This is a genomic window from Bacillus sp. MZGC1 (assembly GCF_002998605.1).
Taxonomy (GTDB): domain Bacteria; phylum Bacillota; class Bacilli; order Bacillales; family Bacillaceae; genus Bacillus.
On the sequence record NZ_PVRE01000002.1, the window covers coordinates 675,670 to 695,379 of the forward strand.

Annotated in this window: 20 protein-coding genes; all 20 read left to right on the top strand. The window is 40.9% G+C overall.

Annotation, left to right across the window (positions count from 1 at the left end):
• Positions 1-98: 98 nt before the first annotated feature.
• Positions 99-1,259 carry an ADP-forming succinate--CoA ligase subunit beta gene (sucC, locus tag C6Y06_RS08655; RefSeq protein WP_012009945.1) on the top strand — a complete coding sequence of 387 codons (1,161 nt, stop codon included), beginning with the start codon at positions 99-101 and terminating at the stop codon, positions 1,257-1,259.
• Positions 1,260-1,281: 22 nt separating this feature from the next.
• The gene (gene sucD / locus C6Y06_RS08660) at positions 1,282-2,184 is read left to right on the top strand and encodes a succinate--CoA ligase subunit alpha (RefSeq protein ID WP_003212080.1); all 903 of its coding nucleotides are present in this window, start codon (positions 1,282-1,284) and stop codon (positions 2,182-2,184) included.
• A 63-nt stretch (positions 2,185-2,247) separates the two neighbouring features.
• Positions 2,248-3,150 (top strand): DNA-processing protein DprA, encoded by a 903-nt coding sequence (gene dprA / locus C6Y06_RS08665; RefSeq protein ID WP_034662389.1) that lies wholly within the window; start codon positions 2,248-2,250, stop codon positions 3,148-3,150.
• Between the two features lie 193 nt (positions 3,151-3,343).
• On the top strand, positions 3,344-5,419 hold the full coding sequence (gene topA, locus C6Y06_RS08670) for a type I DNA topoisomerase (protein ID WP_060596250.1): 2,076 nt from the start codon (positions 3,344-3,346) through the stop codon (positions 5,417-5,419).
• A 70-nt stretch (positions 5,420-5,489) separates the two neighbouring features.
• Complete coding sequence (gene trmFO / locus C6Y06_RS08675; protein ID WP_106036785.1) at positions 5,490-6,794, top strand: FADH(2)-oxidizing methylenetetrahydrofolate--tRNA-(uracil(54)-C(5))-methyltransferase TrmFO; 1,305 nt, start codon at positions 5,490-5,492, stop codon at positions 6,792-6,794.
• A 62-nt stretch (positions 6,795-6,856) separates the two neighbouring features.
• Positions 6,857-7,774: a tyrosine recombinase XerC gene (gene xerC / locus C6Y06_RS08680; RefSeq protein ID WP_060596252.1), complete on the top strand. Its 918-nt coding sequence runs from the start codon at positions 6,857-6,859 to the stop codon at positions 7,772-7,774.
• 14 nt (positions 7,775-7,788) lie between these two features.
• The gene (gene hslV / locus C6Y06_RS08685) at positions 7,789-8,334 is read left to right on the top strand and encodes an ATP-dependent protease subunit HslV (RefSeq protein ID WP_003211247.1); all 546 of its coding nucleotides are present in this window, start codon (positions 7,789-7,791) and stop codon (positions 8,332-8,334) included.
• Positions 8,335-8,350: 16 nt separating this feature from the next.
• A complete protein-coding gene (gene hslU / locus C6Y06_RS08690; protein WP_060596254.1) occupies positions 8,351-9,751 on the top strand; it encodes an ATP-dependent protease ATPase subunit HslU in 1,401 nt (466 codons plus the stop codon).
• A 34-nt stretch (positions 9,752-9,785) separates the two neighbouring features.
• Positions 9,786-10,565 carry a GTP-sensing pleiotropic transcriptional regulator CodY gene (gene codY / locus C6Y06_RS08695; protein ID WP_012009951.1) on the top strand — a complete coding sequence of 260 codons (780 nt, stop codon included), beginning with the start codon at positions 9,786-9,788 and terminating at the stop codon, positions 10,563-10,565.
• Positions 10,566-10,852: 287 nt separating this feature from the next.
• Positions 10,853-11,242, top strand: coding sequence for a flagellar basal body rod protein FlgB (flgB, locus tag C6Y06_RS08700; RefSeq protein WP_012009952.1), 390 nt, complete (start codon positions 10,853-10,855; stop codon positions 11,240-11,242).
• Positions 11,242-11,694, top strand: a complete 453-nt coding sequence (flgC, locus tag C6Y06_RS08705; protein WP_012009953.1) for a flagellar basal body rod protein FlgC — start codon at positions 11,242-11,244, stop codon at positions 11,692-11,694. The genes flgB and flgC overlap by 1 nt, the downstream gene beginning before the upstream one ends.
• Positions 11,695-11,705: 11 nt before the next feature.
• Positions 11,706-12,023, top strand: coding sequence for a flagellar hook-basal body complex protein FliE (gene fliE, locus C6Y06_RS08710; RefSeq protein ID WP_007499609.1), 318 nt, complete (start codon positions 11,706-11,708; stop codon positions 12,021-12,023).
• A 49-nt stretch (positions 12,024-12,072) separates the two neighbouring features.
• On the top strand, positions 12,073-13,665 hold the full coding sequence (gene fliF, locus C6Y06_RS08715) for a flagellar basal-body MS-ring/collar protein FliF (protein WP_060596256.1): 1,593 nt from the start codon (positions 12,073-12,075) through the stop codon (positions 13,663-13,665).
• An 11-nt stretch (positions 13,666-13,676) separates the two neighbouring features.
• Positions 13,677-14,693 (top strand): flagellar motor switch protein FliG, encoded by a 1,017-nt coding sequence (fliG, locus tag C6Y06_RS08720; protein ID WP_008344808.1) that lies wholly within the window; start codon positions 13,677-13,679, stop codon positions 14,691-14,693.
• Complete coding sequence (fliH, locus tag C6Y06_RS08725) at positions 14,686-15,450, top strand: flagellar assembly protein FliH (protein ID WP_034662367.1); 765 nt, start codon at positions 14,686-14,688, stop codon at positions 15,448-15,450. Before fliG ends, fliH begins: the two co-directional genes overlap by 8 nt.
• Positions 15,447-16,763 carry a flagellar protein export ATPase FliI gene (gene fliI / locus C6Y06_RS08730; RefSeq protein ID WP_034662365.1) on the top strand — a complete coding sequence of 439 codons (1,317 nt, stop codon included), beginning with the start codon at positions 15,447-15,449 and terminating at the stop codon, positions 16,761-16,763. Before fliH ends, fliI begins: the two co-directional genes overlap by 4 nt.
• An 8-nt stretch (positions 16,764-16,771) precedes the next feature.
• A complete protein-coding gene (gene fliJ, locus C6Y06_RS08735) occupies positions 16,772-17,215 on the top strand; it encodes a flagellar export protein FliJ (RefSeq protein ID WP_034620036.1) in 444 nt (147 codons plus the stop codon).
• A gap of 11 nt (positions 17,216-17,226) precedes the next feature.
• Positions 17,227-17,928, top strand: coding sequence for a MotE family protein (locus C6Y06_RS08740; protein WP_106036786.1), 702 nt, complete (start codon positions 17,227-17,229; stop codon positions 17,926-17,928).
• Positions 17,929-19,251, top strand: coding sequence for a flagellar hook-length control protein FliK (locus C6Y06_RS08745; RefSeq protein ID WP_106036787.1), 1,323 nt, complete (start codon positions 17,929-17,931; stop codon positions 19,249-19,251).
• The gene (gene flgD / locus C6Y06_RS08750; RefSeq protein ID WP_060596260.1) at positions 19,251-19,697 is read left to right on the top strand and encodes a flagellar hook assembly protein FlgD; all 447 of its coding nucleotides are present in this window, start codon (positions 19,251-19,253) and stop codon (positions 19,695-19,697) included. Before C6Y06_RS08745 ends, flgD begins: the two co-directional genes overlap by 1 nt.
• Positions 19,698-19,710 lie beyond the last annotated feature (13 nt).

A 19,710-nucleotide genomic window follows, 5' to 3' on the forward strand; every position in this document is an offset into this window, starting at 1 on the left:
TTTACATAGAACCCTAGACATTCTCTTTTTTATTCTTTAAAATGAAAGCGCAGTCTATTTTATAATTTTTGTTTCTACATATGTTGGGAGGATGGGAAATGAATATCCATGAGTACCAAGGAAAAGAAATCCTAAGAAAATATGGGGTTTCAGTTCCAAATGGTAAAGTAGCATTTACACCTGATGAAGCAGTGAAAGCATCAGAAGAGCTAGAAAGCTCTGTATATGTCGTAAAAGCACAGATTCATGCAGGCGGCCGTGGTAAAGCAGGCGGGGTAAAAATTGCAAAAACAAAAGATGAAGTGAAAGGGTTTGCAGAGGAATTGCTCGGTAAAACACTTGTCACACATCAAACTGGGCCTGAAGGGCGCGAAATAAAACGCTTACTTATTGAAGAAGGCTGCGATATTCAAAAGGAGTACTACGTTGGACTTGTTTTGGACAGAGCGACATCAAGAATTGTATTGATGGCTTCTGAAGAAGGCGGTACTGAAATTGAAGAAGTAGCAGAAAAAACGCCAGAGAAAATCGTCAAAGTGGTCATCGACCCAGCGATTGGCTTGCAAGGCTATCAGGCAAGAGAAGTAGCGTTTAAAATTAATATTCCAACAAAATTAGTTGGCCAAGCTGTTAAGTTTATGACAAGTCTTTACAATGCGTTTATTGAAAAAGATTGTTCAATTGCTGAGATTAATCCACTTGTTGTAACAGGCGATGGAAAAGTCATGGCACTTGATGCGAAATTAAACTTTGATAGCAATGCTTTATATAGACAAAAAGATATATTAGAATACCGTGACCTTGATGAAGAGGATCCAAAAGAAATTGAAGCATCTAAATATGATCTAAGCTACATTTCTCTAGATGGAAATATTGGCTGTATGGTCAATGGTGCAGGTCTTGCGATGTCTACAATGGATATCATCAAGCATTACGGCGGGGACCCTGCAAACTTCCTGGATGTTGGGGGCGGTGCAACAGCTGAAAAAGTAACGGAAGCATTTAAAATCATCTTATCTGATCAAAATGTAAAAGGGATTTTCGTGAACATTTTTGGCGGTATCATGAAATGTGATGTCATTGCAGAAGGTGTCGTTGAAGCGACGAAACAAGTCGGCTTAACATTACCACTCGTTGTACGTCTTGAAGGAACAAACGTTGAATTAGGGAAGAAAATCCTGAGTGATTCAGGCTTAAATATCACTTCTGCTGAGTCTATGGCTGACGGGGCAGAAAAGATTGTATCTTTAGTCAAGTAGAGCAGAAAGGCAGGGAACCTAAATGAGTGTATTTATTAATAAAAATACGAGAGTAATTGTTCAGGGGATTACCGGTTCAACCGCATTGTTCCATACAAAACAAATGATTGAGTACGGAACAAATATTGTTGGCGGTGTCACACCTGGAAAAGGTGGAACTGAAGTAGAAGGAGTTCCTGTATTTAATACAGTATCTGAAGCTGTTCAAACAACTGGAGCAAATGCTTCTGTTATCTATGTACCAGCACCATTTGCAGCAGATGCCATTTTAGAGGCTGTTGATGCAGAAGTCGATCTAGTCATTTGTATCACAGAACATATTCCAGTGCTTGACATGGTCAAAGTGAAACGGTATATGGAAGGGAAAAAGACAAGACTTGTTGGCCCTAACTGCCCAGGTGTCATTACACCTGAAGAATGTAAGATTGGGATCATGCCTGGCTACATTCATAAAAAAGGTCATGTGGGTGTTGTTTCTCGTTCTGGAACGCTTACATATGAAGCGGTACATCAGCTTTCAGAAGCTGGCGTTGGTCAATCGACAGCTGTAGGAATCGGCGGAGACCCTGTCAATGGGACGAACTTTATTGATGTATTAAAAGCATTCAATGAAGACCCTGATACACATGCTGTGATTATGATCGGTGAAATCGGCGGTACGGCTGAAGAAGAAGCAGCTGAATGGGTAAAAGCAAATATGACAAAGCCAGTCGTTGGCTTTATTGGCGGTAAAACGGCGCCTCCAGGAAAACGCATGGGACATGCTGGTGCCATTATTTCTGGTGGTAAAGGAACAGCTGATGAAAAAGTAAAAACAATGCGTGAATGTGGAATTGAAGTGGCAGAGACACCATCTGTCATGGGAGAAACTTTGATTAAAGTGTTAAAAGAGAAAAATCTCTTCGAAGCTTGTAAAACGCATTAATGACACAAGAAGACTTGTTCTTTGACAAGTCTTCTTCTTTCTATCTTAAACTGGAGGAATGGTATGTACAACGTGTCCGAAAGAATGATTTTTCACCGCTTAAAAGGCCTCATCTCACCCTCTTTGTTAACAAAATGGTGGAAAGTCGATCCTGAGCTATATATAAATGAAGAAACACAACATTTCAAACAGGATCGATCATTACAAACGATCGACTTTACCCGCTTAAAACAAGCCGAAGAAAATGAATTCCCCATTTTTCAACACATCGTTCAAGCCTATTTAAAGCAAAACATTCACATGATACCCATCACATCACCCTTATATCCCAGCACACTAAAACATATTTATGATCCTCCCCCTGTGTTATTCCTAAAAGGAAACATATCATATTTAAATGAAGAAAAAAGTTTAGGTGTAGTAGGCACACGAGTTCCATCGTCTTATGGAGAAGCATGTGTGAAGAAAATTGTTGGTGAGCTTGTAAAGGAAGATTGGACGATTGTCAGTGGCTTAGCAAAAGGAATTGATGGACTTGCACATAAAGAGTGCATTCGGAATAAAGGGAAAACCATCGGTATTATAGCAGGCGGATTTCAGCACTTATACCCAAAGGAACATGTGCAAATGGCTCAATACATGGGAGAGCATCATTTGCTTTTATCCGAGCATCCGCCTTATGTGAAACCAGAAAAGTGGCATTTCCCAATGAGGAATCGTTTAATTAGTGCGCTGACAAGTGGAACCATCGTGATTCAGTGCAAAGAAAAGAGCGGTTCGCTCATTACCGCGTATCAAGCACTTGAGCAAGGTAAAGAGGTATTTGCGGTTGCAGGATCTATCTTTGATCCTAATTCCACAGGACCAGCCAGACTTATACAGCAGGGAGCAAAGCTTGTTCATTCAACGAAGGATATTTTAGAGGAATTCTCCTTCCGCAGCGTTCAATATACTGAACTCTCATAAAAATATCGTTTGACAAAAGACATAGGAATATTTAATAATAGTGAGGATTTAAGTTTACACTTTGTTTTTCGTGTTTATAATGATGTTCATCATAAAGAATTTTTAATGATTGCCTGTTAGATAAGTGCAATTAACATAAATATGAATTGTGAAATGTATAAAGAGAGAACACCTCTTAAGGGGGATTTTGAGTATGGCTGATTATTTAGTCATCGTTGAGTCGCCAGCCAAGGCGAAAACGATTGAGCGTTATTTAGGTAAAAAGTATAAAGTAAAGGCTTCAATGGGGCACATAAGAGATTTACCGAAAAGTCAGCTTGGTGTTGACACTGAGCATGACTTCGAACCGAGATATATTACGATTCGCGGGAAAGGCCCCGTTTTAAAAGAATTAAAAACAGCTGCGAAAAAAGCAAAGAAAGTCTATCTCGCAGCTGACCCCGATAGAGAGGGAGAAGCGATTGCTTGGCATTTAGCGCATAGCCTTGACCTTGACCTCTCTTCTGACTGCCGCGTTGTCTTTAATGAGATTACAAAAGATGCCATTAAAGATTCCTTTAAGCATCCACGTATGATCAACATGGATTTAGTTGATGCACAGCAGGCAAGACGGATCTTAGATCGTCTCGTCGGGTATAAAATCAGTCCGATTTTATGGAAGAAAGTGAAAAAGGGCTTAAGTGCCGGTCGTGTTCAATCAGTTGCACTCCGCCTGATTATTGATCGCGAGAATGAAATTAATGAATTTAAACCAGAAGAATACTGGACAATTGACGGTACATTCCTAAAAGGAAAAGAAAGCTTCGAAGCGAGCTTCTTTGGCGTCAATGGCAAAAAGCATCCACTGAAAACAAAAGAAGATGTAAAAGAAATCCTTTCGAAACTAAAAGGGAGCAAATTCTCTGTAGAGAAAGTGACGAAAAAAGAGCGTAAACGCAACCCAGCTGTTCCGTTTACAACATCTACTTTACAGCAGGAGGCTGCAAGAAAATTAAACTTCCGTGCGAAAAAGACGATGATGATTGCACAGCAATTATATGAAGGAATAGATCTTGGTAAAGAAGGTACAGTCGGACTCATTACATATATGAGAACGGACTCAACACGTATTTCCAATACGGCGATTGAAGAAGTATCTGCTTTCATTGATCAGACGTACGGTAAGAATTTCTTAAATACAACAAAACGAACCGCTAAAAAGAACGAAAATGCACAAGATGCTCATGAAGCCATCAGGCCGACTTCTACGCTAAGAAAACCAGCAGATGTCAAACATGTCTTAAGCCGAGATCAGCTTCGTCTGTATAAATTGATTTGGGAACGATTCGTGGCAAGCCAAATGGCGCCGGCTGTTCTTGATACAATGAGTGTAGACCTTGACAATAACGGGCTTACATTCCGTGCTAACGGGAGCAAAGTGAAATTCCCTGGATTCATGAAGGTATATGTAGAAGGGAAGGACGACCAGCTAGAAGAAAAGGACAAAATGCTGCCTGATCTTAAAGAAGGTGATACGGTTCTTTCAAAAGATATCGAACCTGAACAGCACTTCACGCAGCCGCCTCCGCGCTACACTGAGGCAAGACTTGTCAAAACACTTGAAGAGCTGGGTATAGGCCGTCCGTCTACGTACGCACCAACATTAGATACGATTCAAAAGCGCGGCTATGTCGCACTTGATAATAAACGGTTTATCCCAACAGAGCTTGGGGAAATTGTTCTTAACTTAATCATTGAATTCTTCCCTGAAATCATTAACGTGGAATTCACAGCGAAAATGGAAAAAGAACTTGATAGCGTTGAAGAAGGTACGATCGAATGGGTTCGCATTATCGACAGCTTCTATCAAGACTTTGCAAAACGGGTAGAAAAAGCAGAAGCAGAGATGCAAGAAGTTGAGATTGAGCCTGAATACGCCGGAGTTGACTGTGAAGAGTGTGGACATCCGATGGTGTACAAAATGGGTCGATACGGTAAGTTCATGGCTTGCTCTAACTTTCCTGACTGCCGTAACACAAAACCAATTGTCAAAGACATCGGTGTGAAATGCCCGACATGTCATGAAGGAAACATTGTTGAACGAAAATCTAAGAAGCGCCGCATTTTTTATGGCTGTGATCGTTTTCCAGAGTGTGAATTCGTCTCTTGGGACAAACCGATTGAAAGAAAGTGTCCAAAATGCGAAAATATGCTTGTAGAGAAAAAACTGAAAAAAGGCATTCAAGTTCAATGTGTGAACTGTGATTATAAAGAGGAACAACAAAAATAGCGGTGAACAGCCTTGTTCACCTGCTTTTTTATGTCATCAAACAGAACTTACGAAATAGGAGAGTTGTACAATGAGTCAATTTGTAAATGTGATCGGAGCAGGTTTAGCCGGAAGTGAAGCGGCATGGCAAATTGCCAAACGCGGAATTAAAGTCAACTTGTATGAAATGAGACCTGTCAAACAAACGCCAGCTCACCACACAGATAAATTTGCAGAGCTTGTATGCAGTAATTCACTGCGTGCCAACGCTTTGACGAATGCGGTCGGTGTATTAAAGGAAGAAATGCGTCATTTAGATTCAGCGATAATCGCAGCAGCAGACGAAAGCTCAGTCCCTGCTGGCGGAGCGCTTGCAGTAGATCGTCATGAATTTGCAGCAAACGTTACCGATCGCGTGAAAAATCATCCGAATGTGACGGTTTTTCAAGAAGAAGTGCAAAGCATTCCTGAAGGTCCGACAATTATTGCAACGGGCCCGCTTACATCTGAAGCACTTTCAAAAGAATTAAAATCTTTAACTGGTGAAGAGTATCTGTACTTCTACGATGCAGCGGCACCTATTCTAGAGAAAGATAGCATTGATATGGATAAGGTGTACTTGAAATCACGTTATGACAAAGGAGAAGCCGCTTATTTAAACTGTCCAATGACAGAAGAGGAATTTGATCGTTTTTATGAGGCGCTCATTTCTGCTGAAACTGTGCCATTAAAAGAGTTCGAAAAAGAAATCTTCTTTGAAGGCTGTATGCCAATTGAAGTCATGGCGAAAAGAGGAAAGAAAACGATGCTGTTTGGTCCGATGAAGCCAGTAGGACTTGAAGATCCGAAAACAGGAAAAAGACCTTACGCTGTTGTTCAATTAAGACAAGATGATGCAGCAGGTACTTTATATAACATCGTCGGCTTCCAGACACATCTGAAGTGGGGCGACCAAAAGGAAGTATTCCGCTTGATTCCAGGTCTTGAAGAAGCAGAAATCGTTCGATACGGCGTAATGCACCGCAATACATTTATTAACTCACCAAGTCTTTTAAAACCAACGTATCAGTTTAAAAATAGAGAGGATCTATTCTTTGCCGGACAAATGACAGGCGTTGAAGGCTATGTCGAGTCCGCAGCTTCCGGACTAGTGGCTGGAATTAACGCCGCTCGTTTTGTCAAAGGAGAAGAGCTTGTGACACTTCCGGAGGAAACGGCGATCGGCAGCATGGCTTATTACATCACATCGACAAACAAGAAAAGCTTCCAGCCGATGAATGCGAACTTTGGCTTGCTGAAAGATCTTGGTGTTCGGATTAAAAACAAACAAGAGCGTTATGCAGAGTACGCTAAGCGCGCAATCAAAACTATTCAAACTATTTCGAAATCTCTGTAGTAAAACATTGCACGGAAAGCAAGATATGTGATACCATTTAAAAGCCTTAAAGAGGTGTAAAAATGACGAATAAACAGCGTCTTGTCCACTTATTCATTGAATATCTGCAAATTGAAAAAAACTATTCTGCTTTAACAATCTCAGGATATACAGAAGCAATTGAAGAGTTTGTCAGATTTATGAACATTCAAGGAATAGACGGTTTTGAAGAGGTATCCTATCAAGATACGAGAATTTATTTAACAGAAGCTTATGAAAAAGGCCTGACAAGAAGAACGATTAGTAAGAAAGTCTCTGCGCTTCGCAGCTTTTATAAATTTCTATTAAGAGAACAGCTTGTGAAAGAAAATCCTTTTTTACTCGTTAGCTTACCAAAGCAGGATAAGCGAATTCCTTCATTTTTGTATGAAGAGGAACTTAAAGAGCTTTTTACAGTTTCTGATGTCAGCACACCGCTTGGGCAAAGAAACCAAGCGATTTTAGAACTTCTTTATGCAACAGGTATGAGGGTCAGTGAGTTATGTTCATTAAAAGAATCTGATCTTGATTTATCGTTGGATACAGTGCTTGTTCATGGGAAAGGCAGCAAGCAGCGGTATGTTCCTTTCGGTTCATATGCTCATGAAGCGCTCATCACTTATTTAGAGGATGGAAGGCAGAAACTGAAAGCTAAGGGGAATGATCGTGCTGATGCATATGTGTTTTTGAATCAGCGCGGGGCGCCTCTTACAGACAGAGGCGTTCGATTCATTCTCACTGAATTAATGAAAAAGGCGTCAGGCACACTACATATCCATCCTCACATGTTAAGGCACACCTTTGCCACACACCTCTTAAATGAGGGGGCAGATTTGAGAAGTGTTCAAGAACTTCTCGGTCATTCGAATTTATCATCAACTCAGGTGTACACGCATGTATCAAAAGATTCTTTAAGGAAAACATACATGTCTCATCACCCAAGGGCTTTTAAACGATCCTAAAAGGAGGTTTTTTCATGTCATCATTTCATGCAACAACCATCTTTGCCGTTCAACATAAAGGAAAAAGTGCGATGGCTGGAGACGGTCAAGTCACTTTCGGGCAGGCTGTCGTGATGAAACACACGGCAAAAAAGGTGCGCCGTCTTTTCGGAGGCAAGGTGCTTGCAGGTTTTGCAGGTTCAGTAGCAGATGCATTTACACTCTTTGAAAAGTTTGAAACGAAGCTTGAAGAATATGGTGGTAACTTAAAGCGGGCAGCCGTAGAACTAGCGAAAGAATGGCGAAGTGACAAGATGCTCAGACAGCTTGAGGCCATGCTGATCGTTATGAACAAAGACAGCATCCTGCTTGTCTCTGGGACAGGAGAGGTCATCGAACCAGATGACGGTATTTTGGCCATCGGCTCAGGCGGCAATTATGCGCTTAGCGCCGGGAGAGCACTCAAAACACATGCAGGTGATCACCTCACAGCGAGAGATATTGCAAAGGCTGCTCTTGAAACCGCCGGAGAAATCTGTGTCTACACGAACGATCAAATCACTTTAGAAGAGCTTGAATAGAAAGGACATGAGACGTATGGAGAAAAAGCCGTTCACCCCAAGAGAGATAGTTGAAAAGCTTGATCAATATATTATTGGTCAGCTTGATGCGAAAAAAGCAGTGGCGGTGGCTTTAAGAAACCGTTACAGAAGAAGCCTTTTACATGATAAGCTAAAGGATGAAGTCGTTCCGAAAAATATTTTAATGATCGGCCCAACAGGTGTGGGGAAAACAGAGATTGCCCGCAGAATTGCAAAAATTTCTGGTGCGCCTTTTATTAAAGTGGAAGCGACGAAGTTTACTGAAGTTGGTTATGTCGGCCGTGATGTAGAATCGATGGTCAGAGATCTAGTTGAGACAGCGATCAGAATTGTCAAAGAAGAAAAGATGAAAGACGTTCAAGAAGAAGCAGAAAAACAAGCAAATAAACGTCTTGTTCATTTACTTGTTCCTGGCAAGAAAAAAAGCCAGTCTGTGAAAAATCCTTTTGAGATGCTGTTTGGCGGTTCTGATGAAGATGACCGTGATCGAGATCAATCAAGTGAAGAAGTTGAACTTGAATCGACAAGAAAGCGAATCACTCATCAGCTGGCTATGGGAGAACTTGAAGATCATTACGTCACGATCGAAGTTGAAGAGCAGCAGCCATCCATGTTTGATATGCTTCAGGGCTCGGGTATGGAGCAAATGGGCATGAACATGCAGGATGCGCTTGGCAATCTCATGCCTAAAAAGAAAAAACGCAGAAAGCTGACCGTCAGAGAAGCAAGAAAGGCGTTAACTGCTGAGGAAGCTTCAAAACTAATTGACATGGATGAAGTCAGTCAGGAAGCCGTTTATAAAGCAGAACAGCAAGGGATTATTTTTATCGACGAAATCGACAAAATCGCCAAAAGCGGTGGTGCATCATCTGCAGATGTTTCTCGTGAAGGTGTTCAACGTGATATTTTACCGATTGTAGAAGGTTCAACTGTGATGACGAAATATGGGGCAGTGAAAACAGACCATGTGCTTTTTGTAGCAGCAGGTGCATTTCATATGGCGAAACCATCAGATTTGATTCCAGAGCTTCAAGGGCGCTTCCCAATCCGTGTAGAATTAGATAAATTAAGTATCGAAGACTTTGTGAAAATCTTAACGGAACCAGATAATGCATTATTAAAGCAATATAAAGCTTTACTTGAAACAGAAGGTATATCTCTTGAATTTTCTGACGATGCTATTCATAAGATTGCCGAAGTGGCTTATCATGTCAATCAGGAGACAGATAACATCGGTGCAAGAAGGCTTCATACCATACTTGAAAAGCTGCTTGAAGAGCTTTCATTTGAGGCGCCTGATATTACACTGGAGACAGTGACCATTACCCCTCAGTATGTAGAAGAGAAGCTAGGAAAGATTGCAAATAACAAAGACTTAAGTCAATTTATACTTTAACAAATGAATAAAGTAATCTAGGAGGATCATTAATATGGCGTTACTACAAAAAACAAGGATTATTAACTCAATGCTGCAAGATGCAGCGGGGAAACCAGTTAATTTTAAGGAAATGGCAGAAACGTTGAGAGATGTCATTGATTCAAACATTTTCGTGTTAAGCAGAAGAGGGAAGCTTCTAGGCTACTCGATCAACCAGCAGATTGAAAATCCGCGTATGAAGAAAATGCTTGAAGACCGTCAGTTCCCTGAAGAATATACAAAGAGTCTATTCAACATCCCTGAAACATCTTCAAACCTTGACATTAATAGTGAGTATACAGCTTTCCCGATTGAGAACCGTGATTTATTCGAATCAGGTTTGACAACCATTGTTCCAATTATCGGAGGAGGAGATCGTTTAGGCACGTTAATCCTGTCTCGTTTGCAAGATACATTCAAAGATGATGATTTAATTCTTGCTGAATACGGTGCAACAGTTGTTGGAATGGAGATCCTTCGTGAGAAAGCAGAGGAAATCGAAGAAGAAGCAAGAAGTAAAGCCGTTGTCCAAATGGCGATTAGTTCTCTATCATATAGTGAGCTTGAAGCCATTGAGCACATCTTTGAAGAACTTGATGGCAACGAAGGGCTTCTTGTGGCAAGTAAAATTGCTGACCGTGTAGGAATCACTCGTTCAGTGATCGTGAACGCCTTACGTAAGTTAGAAAGTGCAGGCGTCATCGAATCTCGTTCTCTTGGAATGAAGGGAACGTATATCAAAGTGTTAAACAACAAATTTTTAATCGAACTTGAAAATTTAAAATCTCATTAATCAAAACCCCTTTTCGGCCAAAATTACAAGCTGAAAAGGGGTATTTTTTTATAAAAAAGAGGATTTGTCCGAAAAATGACACTCTTTTTTCCAAGAAAACCCTTACAATTCTTAGTTCTTTGAATCTAGTTCTTTATACCTATTCGTAAAATAGATATATATTACGAGTTTTTTTTACATATACATCATAGACTTTAATCCTATTATTTCTTACAATGAACATATGGTTTTACAAATCTCGACATGATTAAATGGAATGAAATACATATGATTGGAGGTATATGGTTTTGGATATATTTTCTGGAACGATAAGCAACCTTGAGAATGCCTTGGGCAGAGCGAATGTTAAGCAAAAAGTCATAAGCAATAATATCGCGAATATAGACACACCGAACTACAAGTCGAAAAACGTCGCTTTTCATGATATGCTAAACGATGCGTCGATCAAGTTAGATGCTAAAAAAACATACCAAGGTCACATTGATTTTTCTAAAACAGGGTCTAATTATTCAGTTGTTTCGAGCAACCGTACTTCATATCAAGAAAACGGAAATAATGTCGATATTGATCAAGAGATGAGTGAACTCGCTAAAAACCAAATTCAGTATAATGCGTTGGTTGAAAGAATGAGTGGAAAATTCAATTCTCTTAAAACAGTTTTGACAGGAGGTAAGTGATGTCAATTTTTTCAGGCGTTAACGCTTCGGCCTCAGCATTAACAGCTCAGAGGCTCAGAATGGACGTTGTATCCTCTAACCTTGCAAATATGGATACAACAAGAGCGAAACAGGTTGATGGCAACTGGGAGCCTTATAGACGTAAGCTCGTCACATTACAGCCGTCAGGTGAATCGTTTTCATCTATATTGAACTCAAGCATGAATTCGAGCGGCAAATTAGGAAACGGCGTGAAAGCAACGAAGATTACAGAAGACGAAACTCCATTCAACCTTCAATATGATCCTACAAATCCCGATGCCAATGAAAATGGATATGTTCAAACACCTAATGTTGATCCATTAAAGGAAATGGTTGACCTCATCAGCAGCTCAAGGTCATATGAAGCAAACGTGACCGCACTAAATGCGAATAAAAGCATGTTGATGAAAGCTTTAGAAATAGGAAAGTAAGGTGAAAAGAATTGGTTAACGCAATATCTCCTTTCCAGCTTCAAACCGCTCAGCAAGCAAGTGAATTGACGAATGCATCGTCCGTTCAGGCGGCTGCACCTAAAAGTCAAACGAATTTCTCTGATGTGCTGAAGAATTCCATTGAGGCATTAAATCAATCACAGCTGAAATCAGACCAGTATACAAATGCTCTTGCACAAGGAAAAGATGTCAATCTCGATGAAGTCATGATTGCCTCGCAAAAAGCGAGTGTGACACTCACAGCTGCAACGGAGTTTCGAAATAAAGCAGTCGAAGCGTACCAAGAGATTATGAGAATGCAGATGTAGGAGGTGCTGACGGACAAAAAAAGACTGAATGGAATGACCGGGGGTTAAGATGAATCGTACTTTAATGCAATTAAGAACAAAAACAGTTGAGTTTTGGCGAAATCGATCAAAATTACAAAAAATACTCATGATTGGCGGCGTTGCTGCCCTAGCAATCATTATTACGGTTGTTAGCATCTTTGCTTCTTCTGAAAAAATGGTTCCATTGTTTAGAGATTTGTCTGAGGCAGAAGCTGGGCAAATCAAACAGGAACTGGATGGCAAAAACGTTAAATCGGAACTTGCGAATAATGGAACAACGATTCTCGTTCCAGAAAAGCAGGCCGACACTTTAAAAGTAACACTCGCATCTGAGGGTCTCCCTAAGACAGGGAATATTGATTATTCCTTCTTTGCGAACAATTCCGGCTTCGGTTTAACAGATAATGAATTTGATGTTCTGAAAGTAGACGCAACTCAGACAGAACTATCCAATCTGATCAACACGATTGATGGGATTAAAGATTCAAAAGTTATGATTAACCTGCCAAAAGATTCCGTTTTTGTTGGAGAAGAGCAAAGTAATGCATCAGCATCCATTGTGCTGCAAGTTGAGTCTGGCTACACGCTCGCGCCGCAGCAAGTAAAAGGCCTTTATCATCTTATTTCAAAAAGTGTGCCGAATTTAAAGACAGAAAACATTGTCATTATGGACCAAGATTCCAACTACTACGACTTAAACAGCAGTTCCGATTCTTATGCAAGTGGAATGGATGCACAGCAGCAGAAAAAAGAAGAGATTGAAAAGAACCTTCAAAGAAAAATTCAACAGCTGCTCGGAACAATGATGGGTCAAGAAAAAGTGGCTGTATCGGTCACAACAGACATTGATTTTACTGAAGAGAAAAGAAAAGAAGATCTTGTAGAACCAGTTGATAAAGAAAACATGCAAGGCATTGCTGTCAGTGCTGAAAAGATTGCTGAAACTTATTCAGGAAATGGTGCAGCAGCTGGAGGCACCGCTGGAACAGGCGACGATGATGTCACAAATTATCAAGGCGCCGATGGAGCGAACGGTAGCGGAGATTACGAAAAGAGCGAAGATCGTATCAACTATGAAGTCAACCGCATTCATAAAGATATCAAAGAGAGCCCTTATAAAATTAGAGATGTTGGCATTCAAGCATTGGTCGAACCACCAACTGCAAACGATGTGAACTCTTTAACACCTGAAAGGCAAGATGATATCAAAAAGATTCTTTCAACGATCATTAGCACTTCAATTGATAAAGAATACACAAATGGTCAAGCGCTCACTCAAGCGGACTTAGATAACAAAATTGTTTTATCTGTATCAAAATTAGACGGTAAACAGCAAACTGCAGCAGAAAACCCATCAAACAATATTCCAATCTGGGTTTATATTGTAGGCGGTGTGCTACTACTTGCAATTATCGCTCTCATTATTCTTCTTGTGCGTAAACGCAGAAAAGAAGAGGAAGAAGAGTTTGAGTTTGATGAACGTACACCAATCCATGTTCCTGATATCGACACTGAACCAGAAACAGAAGAAATGGTGAGAAAAAATCAGCTTGAAAAAATGGCAAAAGAAAAACCAGAAGACTTTGCTAAATTGCTACGCAGCTGGCTGTCCGAGGATTAGGAGGAATACACATGTCGAGAAAAGATCCAAATCGACTAACAGGCAGACAAAAAGCAGCAATCCTAATGATTTCCTTAGGGCTAGACGTGTCAGCATCTGTATACAAACATCTGTCTGAAGACGAAATAGAAAAATTAACATTAGAAATTTCCAATGTACGAAGTGTAGATACTGCTAAGAAAGATGAAATCATCGAAGAGTTTCACAGCATCGCCATCGCGCAGGACTACATATCACAAGGCGGTCTTATGTACGCAAGACAAGTGCTTGAAAAAGCGCTTGGTGAGGACAAAGCGGACAGCATCTTAAACCGATTAACATCCTCGCTTCAAGTGAAACCGTTTGATTTTGCTCGAAAGGCTGACCCAGAACAAATCTTAAACTTTATCCAGCATGAGCATCCACAAACCATCGCGCTCATCCTTTCCTACTTAGATCCAGTCCAAGCTGGGCAGATTTTATCTGAATTAGGAGAGGAAGTACAAACAGAGGTTGCGAGACGTATTGCTTTAATGGACCGCACATCTCCAGAGATCATCAATGAAGTGGAACGCATTCTTGAACAAAAGCTTTCTTCAACCTTTACGCAGGACTATACGCAAACGGGCGGGGTCGAAGCGGTTGTAGAAGTACTAAATGGTGTAGACCGTGCGACCGAGAAGACCATTTTAGACACACTTGAAATTCAAGATCCTGAGCTTGCTGATGAAATTAAGAAACGTATGTTTGTCTTTGAAGATATTGTCACTCTTGACAGTAGAGCGATTCAGCGTGTGATCAGAGATGTTGAAAATGATGACTTATTGCTCGCGCTCAAAGTGGCAAGCGAAGAGGTCAAAGAAATTGTCTTCCGCAACATGTCACAGCGAATGGTCGAAACGTTCAAAGAAGAAATGGAGTTTATGGGACCTGTCCGGCTTAGAGATGTCGAGGAAGCACAAACTCGTATTGTCAGCATCGTAAGACGACTCGAGGAAGCTGGAGAAATCGTCATAGCTCGAGGCGGAGGAGACGATATCATTGTCTAGGATTATCAAACATGAAACATCTGTTATTCCTGAGCAAGGCCGGCAAACGATTCCTTTGCAGCAAGTGGAGTTCAAAAAAGAACATCATGAAGAAGAGCTTGTCAATGAAACAGAAGCATCGCAGCTTGTACTAAGTGATGCTGAAGATCAAGCAAGCCGTATAGTAGAACAAGCAAATAGTGAGCTTGAAAAAACAATGGCTGAAATCAATCAGCGCCGCGCTGCTTTTGAAGAAGAAAGAATGCAGCTCATTGAAGAAGCGAAACAAGCAGGTTACCAAGATGGCTTCCAAAAGGGTGAAACAGATGCGAATATGCAGTACCAATCGATTCTTGATCAAGCGAATGACATTGTCAGTCTTGCCAAGCAGGATTACGAAGAAAAAATTGAAAGCTCCGCAGAAAAAATTGTGGAACTGGCTTTCGAACTCGCCAAACGCGTTTGGTACTCGGCTGAGGACACGAAAGATCAATTTTTGGCTCTCGTGAAGCAGGTCATTTCAGAAGTGAAAGAATATGACGATATTTCCATCTATGTTGACCCTGAACATTACGATCATGTGATGGAGTATAAAGACGAATTAATCAGAATCCTTCAAAAGGATACACACCTTGCCATTTACTCGGATGAAAAAGCGCCAAAAGGGACTTGTTACGTAGAAACAAGCTTTGGAAAAGTGGAAGCGAGTGTTGATACCCAAATGAATCAGTTGAAAGAAAAGTTACTAGAAGTCATTGATTCAGGTGATCACAAATGAACATTGATGTGTTAAAAGAAACAATTGAAACCGCCGATCCTTATAAACGATTTGGCAAAGTCAATCGAGTTGTTGGGCTGATGATTGAATCTAAGGGGCCGGAGAGTTCTATCGGAGACGTGTGTCTCATTCATAAAAAAGGGCGTAGGCACGATCCGATAAAAGCAGAGGTCGTAGGGTTTAGAGATGAAAACATTCTGCTCATGCCTTATGTAGAAGCATCCAATATTTCACCAGGAAGTCTAGTTGAAGCGACAGGTGAGTCGCTGAAGGTCAAAGTTGGGACTGGATTAATCGGCGAAGTCGTTGATGCCTTCGGTGATCCGCTGGACGGCAGTATGCTTCCAAAGGGACTTGCGCCTGTTTCGACAGAACAGTCTCCCCCAAATCCGATGGACAGGCCGCCGATTCGAGAAAAGATGGGCGTTGGTGTCAGAGTGATCGATAGTCTGCTCACAGTTGGCACTGGTCAAAGGATCGGGATTTTTGCTGGAAGTGGTGTTGGAAAAAGTACCTTAATGGGAATGATTGCAAAGCAGACAGAAGCAGATCTGAATGTCATTGCCCTTGTAGGAGAGCGTGGCCGTGAAGTTCGTGAGTTTATTGAAAAGGATTTAGGTGCCGAAGGACTGAAGCGTTCGATTGTTGTTGTCGCAACTTCTGACCAGCCTGCACTGACGAGAATGAAAGCTGCTTATACAGCAACAGCTATTGCGGAATATTTTAGAGACAGAGGGAAAAATGTCATGTTCATGATGGACTCTGTTACACGGGTCGCTATGGCACAAAGGGAAATCGGTCTTGCAACTGGCGAACCGCCAACGACAAAAGGATATACGCCTTCGGTGTTCGCTATACTGCCTAAATTACTTGAACGAACTGGAACGAATCAGCTTGGTTCCATCACAGCGTTTTACACAGTGCTTGTTGATGGTGACGATATGAATGAGCCAATCGCTGATACAGTCAGGGGGATCTTAGATGGCCACATTGTACTTGATCGTGCTTTAGCCAACAAAGGACAATTTCCCGCTGTCAATATTCTGAAAAGTATCAGCCGCGTTATGAGCAATATCGCAAGTCATGATCACAAGGAGGCGGCCAACCGGTTCCGCCAGCTTTTATCCACTTATCAAAACGCTGAAGACCTCATTAACATTGGGGCTTATAAAAAAGGCTCCTCGAAAGACATTGATGAGGCCATGCAGGCTTATCCTCATCTGATTTCATTTTTGAAGCAGGATGTAGAAGAAGCTGTATCTATTGAAGACAGTGTGAATTTATTGCTCCGTTTGATGAATAGAGAGGATTGACAAAAACAGTGAGATATCAATACAAATTTCAAAAGCTCTTAGAACTGAAAGAAAGTGAGAAAGACAAGTCACTCGCAGCGTACCAACAATCCGTTTCAGCATTTGAGCAAGTCGCTGAAAAACTCTATGAAAATATGAGTAAAAAAGAATTAATGGAAAAAAGCAAAGAAGAAAAGCTGAGAAGTGGTATGAGTGTTCAAGAAATGCGTCATTACCAGCAATTTGTGACCAATTTAGATAACACCATTCAGCACTATCAGCAGCTTGTGATCATGAAACGCCATCAAATGAATGAAAAACAATCTGATTTAACTGAAAAAAACATTGAGTTTAAAAAGTTTGAAAAAATGAAAGAAAAGCAGTATGAAAAGTTTTCCCTTGAACATAAGGCCATTGAAATGAAAGAAATGGATGATATCTCTATCAGCCAATTCATGTTTCAAGGACATTAGGAGTCGAGATAATGCCTAAGAAGGAAAAAACGAAGGAATCAAGCGGCGGTAAATTTCAATGGATCTTGTTTATTGTCATTATCCCATTGATTGTGCTTGTGATTGTGACTGGCACAATCCTTTATATTGCGGGTTTTGATCTAAAGAAACCGCTCCAAAACATTCCGGTGATCAGCAGTTTGGTTGGTTCAGATGACACCTCAAAAACGTCATCTTCACATAATGATCAAAGCGATGCAGAATTAAAAGAACTGAAAAAAACCATTAAAGAGCAAAAAAATGAACTTGAAATTGCACAAAAAGACTTAAAAACAAGTGATGAAGAGATTAAAAGACTGAATCAAAAAATCAGTTCGCTTGAAAAAACATCTAAAAATGATGCGAATAATACGTCAGCGAGTGATAGTTCAACAAACAACAGCTCATCAAGCGATACATCAGGTAATAATGCGTCAGGGACAACTTCTGATGGGGCAGGAGCCTCTAACCAGAAACCTAAAGGGAAGATTGTCAGTATCTATGAAAGCATGGACGCAGGGAAATCCGCCAAAATTTTATCAGAATTAAGTGATAAAGAGGCATTGAAGATCCTCGAAGAGCTGAGCAAAAATAAACTAACAGACATATTAGCAAAACTGACACCTCAGAAGGCAGCTACATTTACGAAAGAGCTTGCTAAAAAAGAAGAAAGTGAAAATGGGGGTGGACAATAAGTGAAGCTATTGGATATTGGAGCCTTACAGCAATCGTCTCAAGGTCTTTCGGGGCCAAAGGGAGGCGGCGTGGCATCTGCACGCGGGTTGTTTAAACAATTACTTAGCGGGGCAGGCGCACAAAGCGGTCTTGTTAATGCTGAAACAGCGGGTGCCTCTCTTTCCATCAATGATGCGATGCAAATCATTGAAAAATGGATGCAATCACCTGAAGAAGGGATCGACGGAGACCTTCTTGGAGCGCTTCAAACACTTCAAGGTCAAACGCTTGATTCGTCTGATCTCAAGTCACTAGAAGAGCTATTTCAAAAAATGGAATCATCCATTTACGGTGATCAAGCTGATAAGCCAGCTTCTGAACATAGTGAGCAGCTCATACAAGTCCACTTTTTCTTATATCAACTGCTCAATCAACAGCCGCTCAGCTTTGATGCAAAGCTAGTGCAGGATATTGATGCAAAGGGTCAAGACTTCATTCACTTTCTTTCAAAAAATGGGGTAGATGAGAAACTGATTCAGCAAGTAAAAGAGCAGTTTTTCTCGCAGGGTTCAGCACCAAAACTGAATTCGATGTCTCAAAGTGAGCTGAAACACTTTAATCAGTTAATCGACCATATGATGGCAAACGCAAAAGGATCAGACAAAGAGTTAAAAATTGCTTTAGGAGAGTTAAAAGAATTGGTCTCTCCAAGACAAGAATCTACTCTTGCTTCTCCGGCAAAAGGTGCTTCCTCCCTTGAATGGCTCATCAAAAAGGAAGTTGTCAAAGGACAAAGCACTGCTGCACCTGCTTCTGAAAAAAACATCACTCATACGCTTTTGCCAGGTCATAAGCAGTTTTTTCAACTGCAATCAGCAGCTCCTGTTCAGCAGACACAAACAATGGATGAAAAGCCGGGAACGGTTGATCAGCAAATACTAAATACGTGGAAGCAAATGAAATTCACGCCATTTGGAAACTCAAGCGGACGCTTCACAGTTCGATTAAATCCAGAAAATCTTGGATTTATCACGATTCAGCTGACGAAGCAAAACGGCATGTATGCGAGTAAAATTACAGCTTCAACGCAAGCAGCGAAAGAGCTGTTAGAGCACCATCTGCCGCAGCTCAAACAGGCGCTTCCGAATATGTCGGTTCAAGTGGACCGTTTCCATATACCGCTTCAATCAAATGAGCAGCCGTTATTTGGACAGTTTAATGAAGAAAACAAGCAGCAGCAGTCAAAAGGGCATAATTTCCAGAAGCCTGATGAACAGGAAGCAGAATTCCAAGATGTACTGGATGCTCTTGTTGGGTCAGATGAAGAAGAGGAGGAAATCTAATGGCAACAGTTGATGCTACAAATAGAACAGTCGCACAAACAGACACTTCTTCAAAGGCAGAAAAGAAAACAGATACGCTTGGCAAAGATCAATTCTTGAAAATATTGCTTACACAGCTTCAAAACCAAGATCCGACAAACCCACTAGATGACCGTGAGTTTGTCACACAGCTTGCAACATTTTCATCTTTAGAACAGCAAACCAATATGAACGATTCTATCACCAAGCTGAATCAGCTTATGTCTACATTTGTTGCACACCAAGATCCATTTACGACGTATGTAGGCTGGATTGGTAAAGAAGTATCCGGTAAACAAGATGATAAAGAGATATCAGGCACTGTGAAGTCTGTTAAAAACATAAACAATGAATACTTCTTGTATTTAGAAGATGGAACGAAAATCAGCCCTTGGGATGTTACAGCAGTTGGAGAAAAAACGAAGTAATTCGAGGAGGAAA